Consider the following 22,629-nt stretch of genomic DNA (forward strand, 5'->3'; position numbering starts at 1 on the left):
TGGCGAAAGCGCCGCACAACCCGATTGCCCGCCGGACAATGACACTGCTGACATTCCGCTTCGCGCCGAGCCCGAACGGCGAACTGCATCTCGGCCATGCCTATTCGGCGCTGCTCAATCAGAAATTGGCAAAGGCGGTGGGCGGACGCTTGCTGCTGCGCATCGAGGACATCGACACGACGCGCTGCACGCCGGAATTCGAGGCAGGCATTTTTCGCGATCTGAAATGGCTGGGGCTTGGCTGGGAGGAGCCGGTGCGCCGCCAGTCCGAGCATTTTGCCGAATATCGGGCGATGCTCGAGCGGCTGATCGAAGCGGAGCTTGTCTATCCGGCCTTCATGAGCAGAAGTGAGATCCGCGCCTTCATCGCCGACAGCGAAAAGCGCGGCCGCGACTGGCCGCGCGACCCGGACGGCGTGCCGCTCTATCCCGCCGCCGACAAGGCGCTGCCGCCGAGCGAACGCAAACGGCGCATCGCTGAAAATGTGCCATTTGCCTGGCGGTTGAACATCGATGCGGCAATAGAGCGCGCCGGCAAGGACCTGTCATGGGCCGAATACACGGACGAGACGCTCTCCGCCGCGCGTCGTGTCGAAGCCCATCCGCAGGAGTGGGGCGATGTGGTCGTGGCGCGCCGCGAAATCCCGACCAGCTATCACCTCGCCGTCACCGTGGATGACGCGCTGCAGGGCGTCAGCCATGTCGTGCGCGGCCAGGATCTTTATTCCGCGACCAGCGTGCAGCGGCTGCTTCAGCAGCTGCTTGGCCTGCCGCAGCCGGCCTATTTTCACCATCGCCTGATCCTCGGCCCGGACGGACGAAAACTCTCGAAGAGTCTTGGCGATACCAGCCTTGCCGCCCAGCGTGCGGCGGGCGCCTCGCCCGACGATGTTAGGCGGCTGGTCGGTCTCTAGCTAGACCGGCGAGCTGACGGCCATCAATGGCGCTCCTTCAATTCAAATGACTCTATGGATCAACCGTTTGGTTTTGCTTGCCGGCCCGAACGGCATTAAGCAGTCGCCGCAGTCGATCCCTCACCCGAATTCACCGCGGCCTCCTGAAAATGCACAGCCTCAAGCGGTTCATCCCCGCCTCTTTCGTCGTCCTGTGGGCGACCGGCTTCATCGGCGCGCGCTATGCCATGCCGTGGGCGGAGCCCTTTACTTTCCTGGCCGCGCGCTTTGTCCTGGCCGCAATCCTGCTTGTCGCTTTGATGGCCGCACTTGGTTCGAGCCGCGCCACCCGCGACGAGGCGCTGCACGCGACCGGCGCCGGCATCCTGATGCATGGGGTCTATCTCGGCGGCGTGTTCTGGGCCATCCACCGGGGCATGCCCGCTGGGCTTTCAGCCTTGATCGTCGGCCTGCAGCCGCTGATCACGGCAGTGCTCGCCGGTCGGCTTCTGGGCGAGGCCATCCTGCCGCGCCACTGGGCCGGTCTCGGCCTCGGGTTGATCGGCGTGGTGATCGTGCTCTGGCCGAAGCTCGGCGCGCTCGGCGGCGGGGTGACGGCCGAAACATTGGGCGCCTCGCTGGTCTCCGTGCTCGGCATGAGCGCCGGCACGATCTGGCAGAAGCGCTTCGCCTCCGGCGGTGATCTGGTGGCTGCCACGTTCTGGCAATATGTCGGCGGCGCATCGGTGATGGTCTTGGCCTCGCTCGCCTTCGAGACCCGAACGGTCATCGTCAACGGCGAACTGATTTTCGCCATGGCCTGGCTCGTGCTGGTGCTATCGATCGGCGCCATCTTCCTGTTGATGGTGATGATCCGCGACGGCGAGATATCGAAGGTCGCCTCGCTGTTTTACCTCGTGCCGGCCGTCACCGCGGTTATCGCCTGGGCGTTGTTCGGTGAGCAATTGAGCCCGCTCCAGATCGCCGGCATGGCGATCGCGACGCTCGGCGTCGGGCTGGCGACCGCTCAGCCGCCAAAAGCATGATCCCAAAAAGTGGGAACCGGTTTTCGGAAAAGATCATGCTTAACTCAGCCGACTCTCGCACGCGCCTCTAAATAGCGGCTGATCGCAGCGTTGAGCTCGCCACCGAGGATGAAAATCGCCGAGACGATATAGAGGAATACGACGGCGATCATAATCGAGGCGAGGCCGGCATAGGTCGTCACATAGGACGAGAAATGATCGAGATAGGCGGCGAAGATGGTCGATCCGATAAGCCAGCCGATCAGCGTGAAGATGATGCCCGGCACGATGGAGACGAAGCGGCGCTTGCCGGCCGGCAACCAGAAATGCACGGCGAACAGGCCGCCGATGATGACGACCGAGGCGATGACGTAACGCCACAGCGTGATCGTGCCCATATAGGGTTTTATCCATTCGAAATGCGACTCGGCCAGCCGGGCCAGCAATGGCGCGAAGACCAGCAGCACGCTGATCGCCAAAAACCCCGCCGTCGCGATCAGCACGAAGATGATACTCTGCACCCGCCGGTAGATGATGCCCCGCGTTTCCGAGACACGATAGGCACGGTTGAGCGAAGTCCGCAGCGCCTCGATGCCGTTCGAGGCGAAGTATCCGGCAAGCACGATACCGTACGTCAACAGGTCGCTGCGCCTAACGGTAAGCACGTTGAGCACTTCGCGCGCGATTGGTTTGGCGATCTGCTCGGGCCATGTGTCGAACACAAGGTGCACGGCGGTGTCGGCGAAAGCCTGCGCGCCGAAAAAACTCGCCAGCGTCGTAGCGAAGATCAGGAAAGGAAAAAGCGCCATCAGCGCGGTGATCGCCAGATGGCTGGCCATTGCCCAGCCGTCGTCGGTGTTGAAATGGCCGAGCGCGTCATAGAGGACGCGTTTAAGGGCTACGATCTTCCGCAACAAGAACCGCGTTCCCTTCGATTGTCCGGACGCCGCGAATATGGGAAGGGTTTGCAGTAAATGACAACCCTAGGTCAAACCACCATTCCTCCCGGAAAAGAGTTGCGCACCATCATTGTCACAGGTGCCTCTTCCGGTATAGGCGCCTATTGCGCCCATGCTCTTAAGAAGGAAGGCTGGCGGGTGTTCGCAACGGCCCGAAAGCCCGAGGATATCGCCGCGCTCGAGGCCGACGGCATTGAGGCCTTCTATCTGGACTATACCGAGCCCGGATCGATCGAGGCGCTGGTGACGTCGGTGCTGGAACGGACCGGCGGCCGGCTCGATGCGCTCTTCAACAACGGCGCCTACGGACAGCCCGGCGCCGTCGAGGACCTGCCGGTCGAGGCTTTGCGGCAGCAGTTCGAGGCCAATGTCTTTGGCTGGCATGATCTCACTCGCCGCGTCGTACCGGTGATGCGCCGCCAGGGCCATGGTCGTCTCGTTCATTGCTCATCGATCCTCGGCCTCGCGCCGGTGCCTTTTCGCGGCGCCTACTCGGCATCGAAGCACGCTATCGAAGGGCTGATGCTGTCCCTCTATCAAGAACTCCGGGGTAGCGGCATCCATGTTTCGCTGATCGAGCCGGGGCCGGTAAAATCGAAGATCGCCAGCAACAGCCTCGCGTGGTTCCTGGCGAATATCGATCACGAGAATTCCGTTCATCGCCTCGCCTATGCGGCGCAACTCAAACGGCTGCGGGCCGGCGGCAGCACATCGCGGCTGAAGCCCGGGCCGGAGGTGGTTTATGCCGCCTTGCACCATGCGCTTCTGTCGCGGCGCCCGCGCCCGCATTATGTGGTAACAGTGCCGGCCAGGATCGGCGCGATCCTTAAACGCATCCTGCCGGCATCTGCACTCTACCGTCTGCTCGCCAAACGCGCCTGAACGCAATCCAACTGGAACACACCATGGCAACCGTCTTCAACATCCTCGCCGTTCTTGTCATGGTCGCAGTGGTGATCGTGCTGATGCGCGGCCTCATCAACATGATGCGCGGCGGCTCCAGCATGACCTCCAACAAGCTGATGCAGACGCGCGTGCTCCTGCAGTTCGTGGCCTTGGTGCTGATCATGCTGGCGGTGTATTTCACCCGTAAGTGACGCAGCACCAGTCGGGAGGTACCCCGTGGTCAAGCTCAACAAGATCTACACCCGCACTGGCGACGACGGCACCACCGGTCTCGGCTCCGGCGAGCGGCGGCTGAAATCCGACCTTCGGATCGACGCCTACGGCACGGTCGACGAGGCCAATGCCTGCATCGGCATGGCCCGCATCCATACAGCGGCAGTAAATCCGGCGATCGATGCGATGCTCGGCCGCATCCAGAACGATCTTTTCGATCTCGGCGCCGATCTGGCAGTCCCCGATAATGGCAAGCCGCTGGACTACGAGCCGCTGCGCATCGTAGCCTCGCAGACCGACCGCGTCGAACAGGACATCGACCTCCTCAACAAAAATCTGCAGCCGCTCAAATCCTTCGTGCTCAATGGCGGCACGCCGGCCGCCGCCGCCCTTCACCTCGCCCGCACGGTCGCGCGCCGCGCCGAGCGCATCATGGTGGCGCTGTCGCAAGACCCAAACGAGCCCGTCAACCGCGAGGCAATAAGGTACATCAACCGCGTCTCGGACTTCCTGTTCGTTGCCGCGCGCGCGGTCAATGACAACGGAAACGCCGACGTGCTATGGGTTCCTGGCAAGAACCGCTGAAATCCGCCGAGTTGGGGACCCGATGTTCATCCCGCTTTACGACACCAACAGGCTGCGGCACATCAAGCTGCAATATGTGACCATCGGCCTGATCGCGCTCAATGTGTTGATCTACCTTGTCACCACGCTTGGCGGTGAGGACTTCTCCAACGCCGCGGTGCTGGGCCTCGGCTTCATCCCGTCGGTCGTGCATGACAGCGTCGAGCTCGATCCGCAATTCGTCGTCATTCCCGAGAGCCTGAGCTACCTGACTTATTCCTTCCTGCACGCGGATATCTTCCACCTCGGCGGCAACATGCTTTTCTTGTGGGTATTCGGCGACAATGTCGAGGATGCACTCGGCCACATCCGCTACCTCATCTTCTACCTGCTTTGCGCCATTGCCGGCGCTTTCTTCCAGGGTCTGGTGGCCTGGGATTCGCAAGTGCCGCTGATCGGCGCGTCGGGCGCCATCGCCGGTGTCGTCGCTGCCTATCTGATCCTTTATCCGCGCGTGAAGGTGTGGGTGCTGGCCTTCGCCCGCATCCCGTTGCGTATCCCGGCTTTCATCCCGCTCATCCTGTGGATCCTGTTCCAGATCTTCATGTTTGCCCAAGGAGGCGAGGATCAGGTTTCCTGGGCCTGCCATATCGGCGGCATCATCGCCGGAGCCGTGCTGGTGCTTGTCTTGCGCAGCCGCGGCGTGCCGCTGCTCGCCGCTGCGGATGAAGAGACTGTGGTGGTCGCCGGCCATGTGCCCGTTGCCGTAGAGCCGGCGCCAAGCGAACCACAACCTGCGCAGCAGGCGCCGCGCTGGGGCCGGGGAAGCGTTTCCGGTCCGGACTGAACTGATTTGAGTGCTTCGCCGAGGATCCGAGTGCGCCCGGATATTGACGCGCGGCGTCGCCGCAACTACGCAAGCGCCACCCTACTGGCGTGGCGAAGACCAGAATTCCGTCCGGAATGTCGGCTTTCGACAACTCTGAAGAGGTGCACGCTGCTATAGCGCGTCCGACGCGCGTGAGAGACTATCGTGAAAGAGGTGACAGGCAAATGAAGATCCTTGTGCCCGTGAAGCGGGTTGTGGATGCGAACGTCAAGGTCCGGGTGAAAGCGGACGGTTCGGCGGTGGAACTCGCCAACGTCAAGATGGCGATGAACCCGTTCGACGAGATCGCGGTGGAAGAGGCGATCCGGCTGAAGGAAGCTGGTAAGGCCGAAGAGATCATCGTCGTGTCGATCGGGCCGCAGCAGGCACAGGAGACCTTGCGCACGGCGCTCGCCATGGGCGCCGACCGCGCCATCCTGGTCAAGACCGACGAGCAGACTGAGCCGCTGGGCGTCGCCAAGGTGCTGAAGGGCGTCGTCGAGGCAGAACAGCCCGGCCTTGTCATTCTCGGCAAGCAGGCGATCGACGACGATTCCAACCAAACCGGCCAGATGCTGGCCGCACTTCTCGGCTGGGCGCAGGGCACCTTCGCCTCCAAGATCGTGCTCGACGGTGAAAAGGCCACGGTGACGCGCGAAGTCGATGGCGGCCTGCAGACGCTGGAACTGAAGATGCCGGCAATCGTCACCGCCGATTTGCGCCTGAACCAGCCACGCTACGCGTCGCTGCCCAATATCATGAAGGCCAAGAAGAAGCCGCTCGACGAGAAGAGCCCTGCCGACTACGGCGCCGACGTCAAGCCGCGGCTGAAGGTGATCAAAACCGAGGAGCCGGGCGGCCGCAAGGCGGGCGTCAAGGTCAAGAGCGTCGCCGAACTGGTCGACAAGCTGAAGAACGAAGCCGGCGTGCTGTAGGCCAGGAAGGGATAAAAAATGACAATTCTTCTGATTGCCGAACACGACAACGCTGCGCTTTCCGACCAGACCGCCAAGGCGCTTTCGGCGGCGCTGCAGATCGGTTCGGACGTGCATGTGCTAGTTGCCGGCAAAGATGCCAAGCCGGCAGCGGACGCAGCCGCCAAGCTCAAGGGCGTTACCAAGGTGCTGCTCGCCGACGCTGACGAACTGACCGAGCGTCTCGCCGAACCGCTGGCGGCACTAGTCGTTTCGCTTGCTGAGCCATACGAGACGATCATCGCGCCGGCGACCTCGTCGGGCAAGAACGTCGCGCCCCGCGTGGCGGCGCTGCTCGATGTCGCCCAGATATCGGAAATCATCGAAGTCGTGTCGCCCGACACCTTCAAGCGGCCGATCTATGCCGGCAACGCCATCCAGACGGTGCAGTCGAGTGACGCTAAGAAGGTTATCACGGTGCGCACCGCTTCCTTCCAGGCAGCACCCGAGGGTGGTTCCGCGCCGGTCGAGACGGTTCAGGCGGCGGCCAATCCCGGCCTGTCGAGTTTTGTCGAGAACAAGCTCTCCGAGACCGACCGTCCAGAGCTGACCTCGGCCAAGATCATCATCTCGGGTGGCCGTGCGCTGGGCTCCTCCGAGAAGTTCCAGGAGGTCATCCTGCCGGTCGCCGACAAGCTCGGTGCGGCGGTTGGCGCATCTCGCGCCGCCGTCGATGCCGGCTATGCGCCGAACGACTGGCAGGTGGGCCAGACCGGCAAGGTGGTAGCGCCCGACCTTTATATTGCCGTCGGCATCTCCGGTGCCATCCAGCACCTTGCTGGCATGAAGGATTCGAAGGTGATCGTTGCCATCAACAAGGACGAGGAGGCGCCGATCTTCCAGGTCGCCGACTACGGTCTCGTCGGCGATCTTTTCGTCATTCTGCCGGAACTGCAAAAGGCGCTTTGACGCCTTCTGCCAAAGCGTATTAAATTCTGAGGGGTGGGGTAGACGAAGTCGCCCCGCCCTTTTAGTTTGCACTGCACAAAAAACGGGCCGCAAAGGCCTCGACGGGATCGGGTAATGAGCAAGATCGAGACGATCGGCATCATCGGCGCGGGCCAGATGGGCGGCGGCATCGCCCATGTGTCGGCGCTGGCGGGCTATAAGGTGCTGGTTTACGATATTTCGCCCGACCGCATCGAAAAGGGCATCGCTACGATCAGCGGCAACATGGCCCGTCAGGTCGGCTCCGGCAAGCTCGAGGAAACGCTGCGCAATGAAGCGATGGCGCGCATTTCGGCGGCGCCGGCCATGGCCGACCTTGCGGGCGCCGATCTGGTGATCGAAGCGGCGACCGAGGACGAGACGGTCAAGCGCAAGATTTATGCCCAGCTCTGCCCGCAGCTCAACCCCGAGGCCATCCTGGCGACGAACACATCATCGATCTCGATCACACGGCTGGCTTCGCAGACCGACCGGCCGGAACGCTTCATCGGCATACATTTCATGAATCCGGTTCCGGTGATGAAGCTGGTCGAACTGGTGCGCGGCATCGCCACCGAGGACCAGACCTTCGAGGCGGCAAAAACCTATGTGAAGCAGCTCGACAAGACGATCACCGTCTCGGAGGATTTCCCGGCCTTCATCGTCAACCGCATCCTGCTGCCGATGATCAACGAGGCGATCTACACGCTCTATGAAGGTGTCGGCTCGGTCGACGCCATCGATACCGCCATGAAGCTCGGCGCCAACCATCCGATGGGGCCGCTGCAGCTTGCCGATTTCATCGGGCTCGATACCTGCCTGTCGATCATGCAGGTGCTGCATGACGGACTGTCGGATTCGAAATACCGCCCCTGCCCGCTGCTGGTCAAATATGTCGAGGCCGGCTGGCTCGGACGCAAGACCGGGCGCGGCTTTTACGACTATCGCGGCGAGCATCCCGTTCCGACACGCTGATTCTTATCGCTACCAGCGCACAAAAAGTCGTCCGCCGAGCGCCCCGAGCACGGCAAGGATGGCGACCGCAATCGTGTACCAGGTGGCGACGAAAAGCGGCGAATCGTCGAAGCAATGCGCCGCATAGAAGGTCGCCGCCAGCCCGCCGGCAAGCAGGCCCGCGGCCGCACCGGCAAGCACCGGCCTTGTCGGCGCGCCATGGCGCAGGACCGCGAGAAAGACGGCAAGCGGGCCGATCCCGATCAACGGAATGAAGGTCAGGCAGATGACCAGGTTCGTGCCGACCAGGCGTGTGCCCCAGTCGGACGCAGGCACGGCGAAGAGTTCGAGAATCACGGCCACAATCACCAGCAGCGGGGCGGCGATCATCCAGCTTGCCGCTCGGCGGGTCGATGCACCGGGCGTCGACAGCGCATGCACCAGGGCAAAGGCGCTGACCGAAAGAGCGATCGTGAAGACGAATTTGGACAGGAACCGCATCGTGTGCATGGCGATCGCAATGTCGGGGCGCGGGCCGATCGTCAGCCAGAAAATCGCCGCCGCGATCACCATGGCCGAACCGGCGGCAAGCCACCAGGCGGCGCCCAGCGGCAGCGCCTTGCTGCGGGCATCGGCGTCGAGCGCCTTGATGAGATCTTCAGTCCTCATTTTTATTCCCGCCCCGCCCCGAACCGTTTGGCAATGGCGGCAAGCCCGCGGTGCAGTGACACCCGCACCGCCGTCTCGCTGATGCCGAATTTGGCCGCCGTCTCGCCGATCGAACGGCCTTCGACCGATACGGCCGAGACGACGGAACGCTGTGCCGGCGACAGGCTGTCGAGCGCCCGGTTGACGTCGCGCTCGCTCACCGTCTCCGATTCCGGCTCGGCAAAGGTCTCGGCGATTTCGTCGATCTCGACCTCGATCCGCCGGCCGCGCCGCCGGAATGCGTCGATCAGCTTGAAGCGGGCTATTGCATAGACCCAAGGCAGCACCGGCGCATTATGGCGCCAGGTGTGTCGTTTCACATGAATGGCCAGCAAGGTTTCCTGCACGACATCCTCGGGATCCACCCCACCCTGCACGATCTTGCGCCGGGCAAAGCCACGAACGAGCGCGGCGATCCGGTGCAGAAAGTCGGCATAGGCCCTTTCGTCTCCAGCGATCGCGGCCCGCAGCAGCCGTGAAAGCTCGGCTTCGTCCTTGCCGCTCACAAGAGTTCACTCCCCGATATTCGCGTCTCGGCGCTGATTTGTTACGGGGCCGGCGAAATAATGTCCAAGGCAAATTAGCTGAGCATCACGAAAGTTTGCCCTTTTGAGCAATTGAGTGGGCCAGCAATGTTGACTGCGCTAGTCATGTATTGGTAGGTGCAGCGTGCCAAGCCAACGACCATCGAAATCGAGGACGACGCCATGAAATACGCTCTTTCCGCCCTTGCCGGTGCGACAGCACTTGCAATCAGCCTGATCGCCGGCCCGGCAATAGCAGAGGACGAGGGCATCGTCGTCTACAACGCCCAGCACGAAAACCTGACCAAGGCCTGGGCGGAGGGATTCACCAAGGAAACCGGCATCAAGGTTACCGTCCGCAATGGCGGCGACAGCGATTTCTCCAATCAGATCGTTGCGGAAGGCACCGCTTCGCCCGCCGATGTATTCCTGACGGAGAATTCGCCGGCCATGGCATTAGTCGAGGCGGCCGGCCTGTTCGCACCGGTCGACACCGAGACGCTGGCCCAGGTTCCGCAGGAGTACCAGCCGGCGAGCGGCAAATGGGTCGGCGTCGCGGCGCGCAGCACGGTCTTTGCCTACAACAAGACCAAGCTGGCCGCCGACCAGCTGCCCAAATCGCTTCTCGATCTCGCCGATCCGAGCTGGAAGGGCCGTTGGGCCGCTTCGCCCTCCGGCGCCGATTTCCAGGCGATCGTCAGCGCGTTTCTGCAGCTCAAGGGTGAGGCAGCGACGGCCGAATGGCTAAAGGCGATGAAGGAGAATTTTACCGCCTATAAGGGCAACAGCACGGTGATGAAGGCGGTCAATGCCGGCGAGGTCGAAGGCGGCGTGATCTATCACTATTACTATTACGGCGATCAGGCCAAGACCGGCGAGAACAGCAAGAACGTCGAGCTGCACTATTTCAAGCACCAGGATCCCGGCGCTTTCGTCTCGGTTTCCGGCGGTGGCGTGCTGGCGTCGAGCAAGCACCCGAAGGAAGCGCAGGCTTTCCTGAAATGGGTCACCGGCAAGGGCGGCCAGGACGTACTGAAGACAGGCGATTCGTTCGAATACGCAGTCGGCAAGGGCGCCGAGTCCAATCCGAAGCTGGTGCCGCTAGCCGATCTGCAGGCGCCGAAAGTCGACCCGACGACGCTGAACTCGAAGAAGGTGACCGACCTGATGACGGCGGCCGGCTTGCTTTAGCCGGCGTTCGTCCTAAAAGGGCAACCGACTGCGCTCCTGTGGAATTCGCTTTCCGCGGGAGCGCTCTGTTTTCAAGATGGCATTTGTCCATGACCACAAGCTGCTCGCCGCATTCGCCGACGATTGTTTCCGCCTTCGGGCGGAAACGGCACAACGTCTGATCTGATGCAGTCGGCGATCGATCTCGCACCTTCAGGCTTGCCAGCCGATACCACGGCCGTGCGGGCACGTCGTTGGTCGGTCTCATGGATTGCGCTGGCTGCCGTCTTTGTCTCGCTTTTCGCGCTGCTGCCACTTGCCTTCATCGTCTGGGTGGCGGTGCAGACTGGCTGGGAAACAGTGGTGGCGCTGGTGTTCAGGCCGCGCGTCGGCGAACTTCTGGTCAACACCAGTCTGCTGGTGGTGCTGACCGTGCCGATTTCGATCGTGCTGTCGGTGGCGCTGGCCTGGCTCACCGAGCGCAGCGATCTGCCGGGGGCCCGCCTATGGGCCTGGTTGTCGGTGGCGCCGCTCGCCATTCCCGCCTTCGTCCACAGTTACGCCTGGATCACCATGGCGCCCAGACTGCACGGCCTGTGGGCCGGCGTGCTTGTATCCGTCATCGCTTATTTCCCGTTCCTCTATCTGCCGATAGCGGCAGCTTTGCGCCGGCTCGATCCCGCTCTCGAAGATGCAGCAGCGGCCCTCGGGCTTGGCCCATGGCGCGTGTTTCGGCGTGTCGTGCTGCCGCAGCTCCGACTCGCCATTTGCGGCGGCTCGCTGCTGGTCGGCCTGCACCTCCTGGCCGAATACGGGCTCTATGTCTTCATCCGCTTCGACACCTTCACCACCGCGATCGTCGACCAGTTTCAGTCGACCTTCAACGGTCCCGCCGCCAACATGCTGGCCGGCGTGCTGGTGACCTGCTGCCTTGTGCTGCTCGGGCTGGAGGTGCTGGTGCGCGGCGAAGAGCGCTATGCCCGCGTCGGTTCGGGTGCCGCGCGCCAGCAGCAGCGCACGAGCCTTGGGCGCGCCACCATTCCTTGCCTGCTGCTGCCTGCCATTACCACGCTACTGGCGCTCGGCGTGCCGTTCGCCACCATCGGCCGCTGGCTCATGGCCGGCGGCGCCGATGTCTGGCGGCTCGACGAGATCGGCCTGGCGCTTGGCCAAACGCTGTTCCTGGCGATTGCCGGGGCGCTGCTCGCCACCGTCGCGGCAATGCCGATGGCGTGGATTTCGATCCGCGCACCGGGGCGGCTGCAACGCGTCCTGGAGGGCTGCAACTATATCGTCGGCGCGTTGCCCGGCGTTGTCATCGCCCTGGCGCTGGTCACCATCGCCGTGCGTGTCGCCATGCCGCTCTACCAGACCCTGTTCACCATCCTGGTCGCCTATGCGCTGATGTTCCTGCCGCGCGCCCTGATTAGCCTCAGGGCGTCGATAGCACAGGCGCCAGTCGAGCTCGAACGCGCCGCCTCCAGCCTCGGCCGGTCGCCGCTCAAGGCGCTGTGGTCGACGACCATCCGCCTGTCGGCGCCGGGCGCCGCAGCCGGCATGGCGTTGGTTGCCCTTGGTATCATGAACGAATTGACCGCAACCCAAATGCTGGCGCCCAACGGCACCCGCACGCTGGCCATGGCGTTCTGGTCCTATAGCGGCGAGATCGACTATGCGTCGGCGGCGCCTTATGCCCTGATCATGGTGGCGATGTCGCTGCCTTTGACCTGGCTGCTCTACGTCCAGTCGAAGCGGATGGCCGGGCGATGAGCTTTCTCGAGCTGAGCGGCATCCACAAGCACTACGGCCCCGTCGCAGCACTTGCCGGCGTCGACCTCAGCGTGGCCAGCGGCAGCCGTACGGCAATTGTCGGGCCATCCGGTTGCGGCAAGACCACGTTGCTGCGGCTGATCGCCGGCTTCGAGGCGCCGGACCAGGGCCGCATCGTGCTCGATGGCGAGATGCTGGCCGATGGCGACACGGCCGTGCCGGCGCATCGCCGCGGCATCGGGCTGGTGGCGCAGGACGGCGCTCTGTTCCCGCATCTGAGCATCGCCGCCAATATCGGCTTCGGCATGGGGCGTCACGAGGAAAAGCGCAGCGAGCGCATCGCCGAGCTCGCCTATGTCGTCGGGCTGGACAAAGGTATCCTGAAGCGCCGTCCGCACGAACTCTCCGGCGGCCAGCAGCAGCGCGTCGCGCTCGCCCGCGCCATGGCCATGAAGCCGCGGCTGATGCTGCTCGACGAGCCGTTCTCGGCGCTCGACACCGGCCTGCGCGCCTCGATGCGCAAGGCCGTGGCCGAGCTCCTTGAAACCGCCGGCATCACCACCATCCTGGTCACCCATGATCAGGCCGAGGCGCTGTCATTCGCCAGCCAGGTCGCGGTGATGCGCGACGGCAAATTCTCGCAGATCGGCACGCCGCGCGAGCTCTATTTCAGGCCGAAGGACAGGATGATCGCCGAGTTCCTCGGCGACGCCATCGTCTTGCCGGCCAGGATCGCCGATGGCTTCGCTACCTCGCCGCTCGGCCGCATCGCCGTCGACAGCACCGAGCGGCGCGACATTGCCCGCATCATGCTGCGGCCCGAGCAGGTGCTGCTGAAACGAACCTCGCGTGAAGGCATGTCGGGCACGCCGGACATGCTGTTCGGCGAGGTCACGGAATCCGAGTTCGCCGGCTCGATGTGCACCATCGCCGTGCGTCTCTTGAACAGTCCCGATCCGCCCGACGCGGCCGCCATCGGCAACACGCCATTGATCCTGCGCAAGCCGGGCATGGACGCGCCGGCGGTCGGCGAGATCGTGCGGCTGACCGTGTCGGGCAAGGCGCATGTGTTTGCCTGAACGGTTTTGCGCAAGGCCGATTTCAATCGACCCGTTTGCCCGCCTGATCGAACCAATGCAGCGTTTCGGACCTGGCCACGACGCGCAATCGGTCACCTGGCTTGGCGTTGGCGCGGCCTGAGACGCGCACCACGATGCGGCTGCCGGCTGCCACGCAATGGAGAAAGCTTTCGGCACCGACCGGTTCGACCGCTTCCACTGTCGCAGGCAGCGCGAGCGCGCCGGCCGGCGCCTCTGCCGCGAAGGTGATATCGGCGTCCTCCGGACGAAAGCCTAGTGTCACCACCTTGCCCTGTCGAGGCGCCAAGCCAATCACCGTACCGTCGGCCAATACCGAGCTTGGGGAGGCCCCTGTGAGCGCCAGCAGATTCATCGGCGGTGCGCCTATGAACGAAGCGACGAAGGTCGAAGCCGGTTTCTCGTACACATCAAGCGGAGCGCCGGTCTGCTCGACCAGTCCGGCGTTCATGACGACGAGGATGTCGGCCAGCGTCATCGCCTCAAGCTGGTCGTGCGTGACATAAACCGAGGTGACGCCAAGCGAGCGCTGCAGATTCTTGATCTCGATGCGCATCTGCCCGCGCAATTTCGCATCGAGGTTGGACAGTGGTTCGTCGAACAGGAAGACCTTCGGGTTGCGCACGATGGCGCGACCCATGGCGACGCGCTGGCGCTGACCGCCTGAAAGCTCGCGCGGGCGCCGGTCGAGCAGCGCCGAAAGCTCCAGCACCTTGGCCGTCGAGCGTACCCTGCTATCGATCTCGTCCTTCGGCGTGCCGCGGTTGCGCAGGCCATAGGCCATGTTGTCATAGACCTTCATATGTGGGTAGAGCGCGTAATTCTGGAACACCATGGCGATGTCGCGCTCGGTCGGGCCGATGGCGTTGACCACCTTGCCGTCGATGGCGACTGTACCGGCCGAAATGGTCTCCAACCCGGCGATCATCCTCAGCAGCGTGGACTTACCGCAACCTGACGGCCCGACCAGCACGCAAAGCTCCTTGTCGGGAATGGCGATGGAGACGCCCTTCACGGCTTCGACGCCGCTGGGATAGACCTTCTTCACGTCCTTCAGATCGACGGTCGCCATCAGAGTCTCACTTTTCGGATTCGACCAGGCCGCGCACGAACCAGCGTTGCATCATCACCACGACGAGGATCGGTGGCACGATGGCCAGCATTGCCGTGACCATCACGAGGTGCCATTGGGTGTCGGCGTCGGCGAACGAAACCATCTTTCTCAGCGCGATGACGATGGTGTTCATGTCGTTGCTGTTGGTGACGAGCAGCGGCCAAAGATACTGCGTCCAGCCATAGATAAAGAGGATCACGAACAGCGCGGCGATGTTTGTCCGCGACAGCGGCAGGAGGATATCGAAGAAGAAGCGCCATGGCCCGGCACCGTCGACACGCGCCGCCTCGACCAATTCGCCCGGTATGGTCATGAAGAACTGGCGAAACAGCAGCGTTGCGGTGGCTGAGGCGATCAGCGGGACGATCAGGCCGGCATAGGTGTCGATCATGCCGAGATCGACCATCACCTTGTAGGTCGGCAGGATGCGCACCTCGACTGGAAGCATCAAGGTGATGAAGATCAGCCAGAAGAAGGTCATGCGCAGCGGAAAGCGAAAGAACACGATCGCGTAGGCCGACAGGATCGAGATGAAGATCTTTCCGACCGCAACGCCGAGCGCCATGATCGTGGTGTTGAGGAGCAGCCTGCCGACGCTGACCCCGCCGATACGGCCGATGCCGCCGAACAGCGCCTCACTGTAGTTGTTCCATAGCTGGCCGCCCGGCAAGAGCGGCAGCGGCGGCCTGAGGATCGTTTGCAGCGTGTGCGTCGAGGCAACGAAGGTGTAGTAGATCGGAAAAGCCACGATCAATATGCCGAGGATGAGCACGGCATGGGCGATGAAGGTGCGGAGCGGGGACTGGCCGATCATCGCTGCCCTCAGCCGTAGTGGACTTTGCGTTCCACATAGCGGAACTGGATCGCTGTGAGCGCGATGACGATAGCCATCAAAATGACCGACTGCGCCGCCGAGTCGCCCAGGATCAGATTGACAAAGCCGTCATTGTAGACCTTGTAGACCAGCGTCTCGGTCGTCTTGCCCGGCCCGCCGCCGGTGACGGCATGAACGATGCCGAACGTGTCGAACAGGGCATAGACGGTGTTGACGACCAGCAGGAAAAAGGTTGTCGGCGCAAGCAGCGGGAAGACGATGGTCCAGAAGCGCTTGGTTTCGCCGGCGCCGTCCATGGCCGCCGCTTCGATCAGCGTTTTCGGCACCGCCTGCAGGCCGGCGACGAAGAACAGGAAATTGTAGCTGATCTGCTTCCAGGCAGCCGCCGACACCAGCAGGATCATGGCGTGGGTGCCGTTGAGCAGTGGGTCCCATGCGATGCCGAGGCTTCTCAGCAAATAGGCCAACGAGCCTATCGAAGGGTTGAACAGAAACAGCCACAGCATGCCGGCAATCGCCGGCGCCACGGCATAAGGCCATATCAACAGTGTGCGGTAGAGGCCTTTGCCGCGCATGGCCTTCTCGGCCATAACCGCGAGCAGCAGGGCCGCAACCATGGCAACGATCGCGGTCGCAAGCGAGAACACCACCGTGACCTTGATCGAGTTGAGATAGGCCGGATCGGCCAGCACCTTCCGGAAATTGGCAAACCAGACGAACCTGCTCTTCAGCCCGAACGGGTCTTGCCTGAGCATCGACTGGTAAAGCGCCTGACCGGCCGGCCAGTAGAAGAAAACCAGGGTTATGGCGAGCTGTGGCGCCACCAGCAGGTAGGGCAGGATATTGTTGGGAAAGACGACGCGTGGAGACAGGCTGATTTCCCTCGCTATCCAGGCATCGCCCACACGCGCGCGCGTGGGCGATATTCCAACCGACTGACCGAGACGATCTCGTTAGTTGTCCAGGGCTTCCTTGATTGCGGCGTCGCCGCGCGCGACCGCATTGTCGAGGGCCTGCTGGGCGGTTTGCTGGCCGGCCAGCATCTTCTCCAGCTCCTCGTTCTGGATATCGCGCACCTGCGGCAGATTCGGCAGGCGCACGCCCTTCGAATTGTCGGTCGGCGGCTTGCCGATCATCTGCAGGATGGGTGTCTCGCGGCCGGGGTTCTTTTCATAGAAGCCTGATTTCTTGGTCGCCTCGTACGCGGCGAGCGTCACAGGCAGGTATCCCGACTTCTGGTGCAGGTATTCCTGCACATCAGTCTTGGACAGATAGGCAAAGAAGGCGGCAACGCCCTTGTATTCCTCGTCCGACTTGTTGCCGAACACCCATAGGCTGGCACCGCCCGGCGTTGTGTTCTGCGGGGCACCCTTGGCGTCACTGTCGTAGGGAAGCTGGCCGATGCCATAATTCATGCCGGACTTGACGATATCGCCGAGGCCGCCCGACGATTCGGTGAAGATGCCGCATTCGCCGGCGAGGAATATCTGCTTGGCTTCGGAGGTGCGTCCGCCATATTTGAACGTGCCGTCCTTGGCCAGGTCGGCGAGCGCCTGGAAGTGGTTGACGAAAATCGGCGCATTGATCTTGAGTTCGACGTCGCCGCCGGCCAGGCCATTCTGCTGGGTCGCCCAAGGCACGTCATTCCACGCCGCGAAATTCTCCAGATGGATCCAGGTCAGCCAGGTCGAGGTATAGCCGCAAGAGGCGGCGCCGCTCGTTTTGATCTTCTTGGCGGCTTCCCAAACCTCGTTCCAGGTCTTGGGCGGATTGTTCACGTCGAGGCCTGCCTTCTGGAAGATGTCCTTGTTGTAGTAGAGGATCGGCGAGGAGGAGTTGTAGGGGAAGGACAGCATGGTGCCGTCCGGCTTGGAATAATAGCCGACGATGCCGGGCAGATACTGGCTCTTGTCGAAAGTCATCCCGGCGCCGGTCATCACATCGGCCACCGGCTTTATCGCACCCTCGGCCGCCATCATCACGCCGGTGCCGACGTCGAACACCTGGAGGATATCGGGCGCTTGCCCGGCACGAAAGGCAGCGATGCCGGCATTCAGCGTCTCCGGATAGGTGCCCTTGAACACCGGAACGAGCTCATATTCGCTCTGGCTGGCGTTGAAATCCTTGGAGATCTTGGCGACGACCTCGGCGTTGGCGCCGGTCATGGCGTGCCACCAGCTGATCTGCGTGACGGCGAAGGCGGAGGTGGTGGAAAGCAGGGTCACGGTGGCGGCGATACCGGCCGCAAAGCCGAAGAACTTCATGTTTCATCTCCCGTTTGTCATTGGCGAAAGGGGCACCTCCGCAAAGCCAATATGTGGCGCTGATGACAATCGGACAACGGTTTTGTTGCCGATCAATGAACACCATTCCTTCCTAAAGTGCACTCGCTACCGAAACCGGGCGTCAGAAACGACATCACCGCCTTTTCGGCGCAGCGGCATCGGTTTTCCCCCGAAAAGACCCGCCTCATGGCCTACGGGTTAACTATTCGTTAAAATCTCCAAGAGCTAATCCGTCACACCTCCCCTGTTAGTTTTGACCGAGTGAACCAGGATGCTGACGGTCTATAATTGTATCGTAAATCAGCACGACCTGAGACTGGTTGCGCTCGCCGCACTCGTCTGTGGAATTTCTTGTTTCTCAGCAGTTAATCTCCTTAAGCATGTCGGCCGATCGACCGAGCGAAACCGGCTTGTCTGGCTGATGATCGCCGCGGCCTCGACCGGGTTCGGCATATGGGCGACGCATTTCATCGCCATGACCGCGTTTACGCCGGGAATACCGAACGCATACAATCCGGGATTATCCGCCTTTTCGCTTGCCGCCGCCGTCATCCTGACCGCGCTTGGGATGTGGGTCGCCACCTTGCGCCGCGGCATCGACCATTTCCTCGTCGGTGGTGCCATTCTGGGCGGCGCCATCGCGACGATGCACTACATCGGCATGGCGGCTTTCGAGGTCGAAGGCCGGGTCGTATGGAACCTGCTCCTTGTCGCGATGTCGCTTCTGGCCGGCGTGACCCTTGCGGCACTGGCACTCCTGGTCGTTTTGCGCCGCCCGTCAGCAGTCGCGACTCTCGGCGGCGCCGCGCTTTTGACGCTGGCCATTTGCAGCTTGCATTTCATCGCGATGGCCGCGGTGTCGATCATTCCGGATTCCTCGATTGAAATATCCGAACATTCCATCGAGCCCATTTCCCAGGCCTTTGCCGCAGCGGTCGCCAGCCTTGTAATCCTTGTGCTGTCAGGTGCCGCGCTGTGGATCGATCTGCGCTTTCGCCACCAGAAGCTCGAGGCCGAGCGCATGCACGATCTCGCCAATGCGGCGGTGGAAGGTCTGATCGTTTGCGATGGCACCCGCATCGTCAGCGCCAATGACAGTATGGCGAAGCTGACCGGAACAGCGACAGCCACCCTGAACACGATGCAACTCGGCGAGCTTTTCGACGGACAGAGCGCAGCCGCTATGTCCGGCTTCGGCGAACAGGCGCAGGAAGCGAAATTAAGGGGCAGCGACGGCGCGAGAATTCCTGTCGAGCTGATCGCCAGGAAGATCACCTACTGCGGCAGGCCTCATACGGTGCTTGCCGTTCGCGACATCCGTGAGCGCAAGAAGGCAGAAGAAGAGATTCTCCGCCTCGCGCATTTCGATCCGCTTACCGGGCTTGCCAATCGGCGGAGCTTTTCTTCCCGGCTGGAAGCAGAAGTCGCCTCGATGGATCGTGGCGGCAAGGATGGATATCTGGCGCTCCTGCTGCTTGACCTCGACCGGTTCAAGCAAGTCAACGACCTCTACGGCCACAGCGCCGGTGACGCGATGCTGCAGAAGCTCGCGCACTGCATCTCCGGCATCCCGCGCAACGGACAGATGCTCGCGCGTCTCGGCGGTGACGAATTTGCCATCATAGCTCCGAACCTCCCCGACCCCTTGGCCGCAGGCCGGATAGCCGAGGACTTGCTGGCGGCGATCCGCGAGGAAAACAGGGTTTCGGTCGGCTCCGGCCTCGTCTCGGCCAGCATCGGCATCGCCTTCTTTCCGCTGGATGCCGAAGACCAGGCCGGCCTGATCAGCCATGCCGACACGGCACTCCATCGCGCCAAAACCGAAGGCAGGGACACTTACCGGTTTTTCGAGATAGCCATGGGCACCGCGGCCCGCGACAAGCGCGTGATGGAGCATGAATTGCGCCAGGCCATCGCCCGCAAGGAGTTCCACCTCGTCTACCAGCCTCAGAAGGAAATCCGCGGCGGCAGGATGATCGGCTTCGAAGCCCTGGTCCGGTGGCAGCACCCTGAGCGGGGTGATATTTCTCCGGCTGTTTTCATCCCCGTGGCCGAGGACAGTGGCGCGATCGCCCAGATCGGCGACTGGGTGCTGACGACGGCTTGTAACGATGCTGCTCGCTGGACAAATCCGCTGATGGTCGCCGTCAACGTCTCCGCCGTGCAGCTTCACAATCCGAACTTCAGCCGCAAGGTGCATGATGCACTGGCGAGGTCCGGCCTGGCACCCGGCTGGCTGGAACTGGAGATCACCGAAACAGCCCTGGTGAAGGATATGCCCCGCGCGCTGGCGGCCTTGAGGCAGGTCAAGGCGCTTGGCGTGCATGTAGCGATGGACGATTTTGGCACCGGCTACTCTTCGCTGTCCAACCTTAGCGCCTTTCCCTTCGACAAGATCAAGATCGACGGGTCGTTCATCAAATCGGTCGACAAGAACGCCCAGTTCGCGGCGATCGTCCGCGCCGTGCTGGGGCTTGGACGCGGTCTCGGCCTACCGGTCCTTGCGGAGGGCATCGAGACGCCGGGTGAATTGCAGTTCTTGGATGCCGAGGCTTGCGAGATCGGGCAAGGCTATTACCTCGGCAAACCGGCTCCGATCGAGACGTTCGGCGAACTGACGGGCGTGGCTGCTCCGGCAATCCGCACAGCCAGCCGACGCGGCGCAAGCATTGCCGTGCTCAAGCCGCGCCTGCGCACGGTCTGAGCCTATCCCGGCTGAAGCGCCGCCTCGACCAGACGCTTGGCATCCGGCCCCGACCATTCGGCCGGGCCGTTCATATGGGCGATGAGGCAGCCTTGCCCATCGATCAGCATGGTGACGGGCAGACCTAGCGCCAGGCCGCGCGTCTTGACGTCGTTGAACAGCGACATCGTGGCATCGCGATAGTAGCCGAGCGACTTGACGCCGGTGTCCTCCAGGAATTTCTTCGGTTTGGCATCGTCGCCGGCATCGACGTTGACGGCAACAACCTGAAACGCATCGCTGCCCATCTCCTTCTGCAGCGCATCGAGCGCCGGCATTTCGGCGCGGCAAGGTGCACACCATGTCGCCCACAGATTGAGCAGCACCGTCTTGCCGGCATGATCGGCGATCGTCGTCGGCTTGCCGTCGGGGCCGTTGAAGGCAAGGCTTTTCAGCGATTGCGGCGGATCCGCCGGCAAAAGCGCGGCAACCTGGCCGGTAGCAGCGGCGGCGATCTTCTTGGCACGGTCGGTCTTGGCGACGCAGGCGGCGTCGTCCTTGCCGCCGCCGGCGGCCACTTGCGCGGGCGCCTTGTTGCCAGAACTGCTTTCCCTGACATATACCGCGACCGCGCCGGCCAGCACGCCCGCAACCAAAGCGGCGAGGATGAGACGCAAAGCCGGGAAGAATCTATTGCCGTCTGCCATTTTTTAAAAACTGCTCCGGAGCACGGGTTATAGCGATGAACGACAAGAAGGCCAGCAACCAGATGTGGGGCGGACGTTTTGCCTCGGGTCCGGCCGCAATCATGGAAGCGATCAACGCGTCGATCTCGTTCGACCGCAAACTCTATGCGCAGGATATTCGCGGCTCGATCGCCCATTGCCAGATGCTGGCGCAAACGGGCATTATTTCGGCGGCCGATCAAGAAAAAATCACTCACGGGCTGAACACGATCCTGGCAGAGATCGAGACCGGCACATTCGAGTTCTCCACCAGGCTGGAAGACATCCACATGAATATCGAGGCCCGTCTGGCCGATTTGATCGGGCCCGCAGCTGGCCGCCTGCATACCGCCCGCTCGCGCAATGACCAGGTGGCGGTCGACCTCAGGCTGTGGGTCAAGGACGAGTGCTTTCGCGTCGCCGAGGCGCTGAAGGGCCTGATCACGGCGTTCCTGGATCGCGCCGAGGAGCATGCGGCAACGGTGATGCCGGGCTTCACCCACATGCAGGCGGCGCAGCCGGTGACCTTCGGCCATCACTGCATGGCCTATGTCGAGATGTTTGCGCGCGACCTGTCTCGCGTCCGCGATGCGATTGAGCATATGGATGAAAGCCCGCTCGGCGCTGCCGCCCTTGCCGGCACCAGCTTTCCGATTGACAGGCACGAGACAGCGAAGGCGCTTGGCTTCCGCGAGCCGATGCGCAATTCGCTCGACAGCGTTTCGGATCGCGATTTCGCGCTCGAGTTCCTGGGCGTAGCAGCGATCTGCGCGACGCATCTGTCGCGACTGGCTGAAGAGATCATCATCTGGTCGACGCCGCAATTCGGCTTCGTCAGGCTGTCGGATAGTTTCTCGACGGGTTCGTCGATCATGCCGCAGAAGAAGAATCCCGACGCTGCCGAACTGGTGCGCGGCAAGACCGGCCGCGTCACCGGGCACCTCGTCGGCTTGCTGACAGTAATGAAGGGCATGCCGCTGACCTATGGCAAGGACATGCAGGAAGACAAGGAATCCGTCTTCGACGCGGCCGAGACGCTCGACCTGATGCTGGCGGCAATGACCGGCATGGTGCGCGACATGACGGTGAACACCGCGGCGATGAAAAAGGCTGCCGGCGCCGGCTATTCGACTGCGACCGACCTCGCCGACTGGCTGGTGCGCACGCTCGGCCTGCCGTTCCGCGAGGCGCACCATATCACTGGCCGGGCGGTGGCGCTGGCCGACGACAGGAAGATCGGGCTCGACAGGCTTTCGCTGGAGGATCTGCAGTCCATTCACCCCGGTATCAGCGCCGACGTGTTTTCGGTTCTTGCCGTGCAGAATTCTGTAAAGAGCCGCACGAGCTTCGGCGGCACCGCGCCGTCCGAGGTGCGCAAGCAGATCCGCTACTGGAAAAAGCGGCTCGCCAAGGCGTAAGACGCGGGGTGCAATGG

22 protein-coding genes are annotated in these 22,629 nt (G+C 62.7%); 14 read left to right on the forward strand and 8 right to left on the reverse strand.

Translation table 11 applies throughout. The annotated features are described in order from the left end of the window. Positions 1-38: 38 nt before the first annotated feature. On the forward strand, positions 39-914 hold the full coding sequence (gene gluQRS / locus NKJ17_RS27890) for a tRNA glutamyl-Q(34) synthetase GluQRS (protein WP_352691027.1): 876 nt from the start codon (positions 39-41) through the stop codon (positions 912-914). 149 nt (positions 915-1,063) lie between these two features. Beyond that, entirely contained in the window at positions 1,064-1,939 is an 876-nt protein-coding gene (locus tag NKJ17_RS27895) for a DMT family transporter (protein WP_352691029.1), read from the forward strand. A 44-nt stretch (positions 1,940-1,983) separates the two neighbouring features. Here the strand turns inward: NKJ17_RS27895 and NKJ17_RS27900 are convergent, their stop codons facing one another. Then, positions 1,984-2,835 (reverse strand): YihY/virulence factor BrkB family protein, encoded by an 852-nt coding sequence (locus tag NKJ17_RS27900; protein WP_254816677.1) that lies wholly within the window; start codon positions 2,833-2,835, stop codon positions 1,984-1,986. A 57-nt stretch (positions 2,836-2,892) separates the two neighbouring features. Between NKJ17_RS27900 and NKJ17_RS27905 the strand changes: the two genes are divergently transcribed. The 7 genes from NKJ17_RS27905 to NKJ17_RS27935 all read left to right on the forward strand — a co-directional run bounded on the left by NKJ17_RS27905 (position 2,893) and on the right by NKJ17_RS27935 (position 8,304). Then, positions 2,893-3,759: an SDR family oxidoreductase gene (locus tag NKJ17_RS27905; RefSeq protein ID WP_352691031.1), complete on the forward strand. Its 867-nt coding sequence runs from the start codon at positions 2,893-2,895 to the stop codon at positions 3,757-3,759. 23 nt (positions 3,760-3,782) lie between these two features. After that, positions 3,783-3,974 (forward strand): twin transmembrane helix small protein, encoded by a 192-nt coding sequence (locus NKJ17_RS27910; protein WP_352505113.1) that lies wholly within the window; start codon positions 3,783-3,785, stop codon positions 3,972-3,974. A gap of 25 nt (positions 3,975-3,999) precedes the next feature. After that, entirely contained in the window at positions 4,000-4,581 is a 582-nt protein-coding gene (locus NKJ17_RS27915) for a cob(I)yrinic acid a,c-diamide adenosyltransferase (protein ID WP_254816675.1), read from the forward strand. A 22-nt stretch (positions 4,582-4,603) separates the two neighbouring features. Continuing rightward, on the forward strand, positions 4,604-5,407 hold the full coding sequence (locus NKJ17_RS27920; protein WP_352691033.1) for a rhomboid family intramembrane serine protease: 804 nt from the start codon (positions 4,604-4,606) through the stop codon (positions 5,405-5,407). Positions 5,408-5,613: 206 nt separating this feature from the next. After that, complete coding sequence (locus tag NKJ17_RS27925) at positions 5,614-6,363, forward strand: electron transfer flavoprotein subunit beta/FixA family protein (RefSeq protein ID WP_352476294.1); 750 nt, start codon at positions 5,614-5,616, stop codon at positions 6,361-6,363. 18 nt (positions 6,364-6,381) lie between these two features. Continuing rightward, positions 6,382-7,311: an electron transfer flavoprotein subunit alpha/FixB family protein gene (locus tag NKJ17_RS27930; protein ID WP_352505111.1), complete on the forward strand. Its 930-nt coding sequence runs from the start codon at positions 6,382-6,384 to the stop codon at positions 7,309-7,311. A gap of 114 nt (positions 7,312-7,425) precedes the next feature. Beyond that, a complete protein-coding gene (locus NKJ17_RS27935; protein WP_352476291.1) occupies positions 7,426-8,304 on the forward strand; it encodes a 3-hydroxybutyryl-CoA dehydrogenase in 879 nt (292 codons plus the stop codon). Between the two features lie 9 nt (positions 8,305-8,313). Here NKJ17_RS27935 and NKJ17_RS27940 read toward each other — a convergent pair whose 3' ends face one another. After that, entirely contained in the window at positions 8,314-8,952 is a 639-nt protein-coding gene (locus tag NKJ17_RS27940) for an NrsF family protein (protein WP_352505109.1), read from the reverse strand. 2 nt (positions 8,953-8,954) lie between these two features. Next, positions 8,955-9,497 carry a sigma-70 family RNA polymerase sigma factor gene (locus NKJ17_RS27945; protein ID WP_352476289.1) on the reverse strand — a complete coding sequence of 181 codons (543 nt, stop codon included), beginning with the start codon at positions 9,495-9,497 and terminating at the stop codon, positions 8,955-8,957. Positions 9,498-9,698: 201 nt separating this feature from the next. Between NKJ17_RS27945 and NKJ17_RS27950 the strand changes: the two genes are divergently transcribed. From NKJ17_RS27950 to NKJ17_RS27960, 3 genes are all read left to right on the forward strand, one after another. Continuing rightward, positions 9,699-10,706, forward strand: coding sequence for an iron ABC transporter substrate-binding protein (locus tag NKJ17_RS27950; protein WP_352505108.1), 1,008 nt, complete (start codon positions 9,699-9,701; stop codon positions 10,704-10,706). A 165-nt stretch (positions 10,707-10,871) separates the two neighbouring features. Continuing rightward, entirely contained in the window at positions 10,872-12,455 is a 1,584-nt protein-coding gene (locus tag NKJ17_RS27955) for an ABC transporter permease (protein ID WP_352505107.1), read from the forward strand. After that, entirely contained in the window at positions 12,452-13,534 is a 1,083-nt protein-coding gene (locus tag NKJ17_RS27960) for an ABC transporter ATP-binding protein (protein WP_352505106.1), read from the forward strand. Before NKJ17_RS27955 ends, NKJ17_RS27960 begins: the two co-directional genes overlap by 4 nt. 22 nt (positions 13,535-13,556) lie before the next feature. On the opposite strand, the gene ugpC is transcribed toward NKJ17_RS27960, so the two are convergent. The 4 genes from ugpC to ugpB all read right to left on the reverse strand — a co-directional run bounded on the left by ugpC (position 13,557) and on the right by ugpB (position 17,765). Then, positions 13,557-14,624, reverse strand: a complete 1,068-nt coding sequence (ugpC, locus tag NKJ17_RS27965; RefSeq protein WP_352691036.1) for a sn-glycerol-3-phosphate ABC transporter ATP-binding protein UgpC — start codon at positions 14,622-14,624, stop codon at positions 13,557-13,559. A gap of 7 nt (positions 14,625-14,631) precedes the next feature. Then, entirely contained in the window at positions 14,632-15,480 is an 849-nt protein-coding gene (gene ugpE / locus NKJ17_RS27970) for a sn-glycerol-3-phosphate ABC transporter permease UgpE (protein WP_254816666.1), read from the reverse strand. Positions 15,481-15,488: 8 nt separating this feature from the next. Then, positions 15,489-16,373: a sn-glycerol-3-phosphate ABC transporter permease UgpA gene (gene ugpA / locus NKJ17_RS27975; protein WP_352691050.1), complete on the reverse strand. Its 885-nt coding sequence runs from the start codon at positions 16,371-16,373 to the stop codon at positions 15,489-15,491. A gap of 81 nt (positions 16,374-16,454) precedes the next feature. Further along, a complete protein-coding gene (gene ugpB, locus NKJ17_RS27980; protein WP_352691037.1) occupies positions 16,455-17,765 on the reverse strand; it encodes a sn-glycerol-3-phosphate ABC transporter substrate-binding protein UgpB in 1,311 nt (436 codons plus the stop codon). 292 nt (positions 17,766-18,057) lie between these two features. Here ugpB and NKJ17_RS27985 point away from each other — a divergent pair, with 292 nt between their 5' ends. Then, positions 18,058-20,490 carry a bifunctional diguanylate cyclase/phosphodiesterase gene (locus tag NKJ17_RS27985; protein WP_352691039.1) on the forward strand — a complete coding sequence of 811 codons (2,433 nt, stop codon included), beginning with the start codon at positions 18,058-18,060 and terminating at the stop codon, positions 20,488-20,490. Positions 20,491-20,492: 2 nt separating this feature from the next. Here the strand turns inward: NKJ17_RS27985 and tlpA are convergent, their stop codons facing one another. After that, positions 20,493-21,176: a thiol:disulfide interchange protein TlpA gene (gene tlpA / locus NKJ17_RS27990; RefSeq protein ID WP_352691040.1), complete on the reverse strand. Its 684-nt coding sequence runs from the start codon at positions 21,174-21,176 to the stop codon at positions 20,493-20,495. Between the two features lie 35 nt (positions 21,177-21,211). Here tlpA and argH point away from each other — a divergent pair, with 35 nt between their 5' ends. Continuing rightward, complete coding sequence (argH, locus tag NKJ17_RS27995) at positions 21,212-22,612, forward strand: argininosuccinate lyase (protein WP_352691041.1); 1,401 nt, start codon at positions 21,212-21,214, stop codon at positions 22,610-22,612. The last annotated feature ends 17 nt before the right edge of the window (positions 22,613-22,629 follow it).

Origin of the sequence: Mesorhizobium sp. M0208, assembly GCF_040322015.1 — a bacterium.
Classification (GTDB): Bacteria; Pseudomonadota; Alphaproteobacteria; order Rhizobiales; family Rhizobiaceae; genus Mesorhizobium.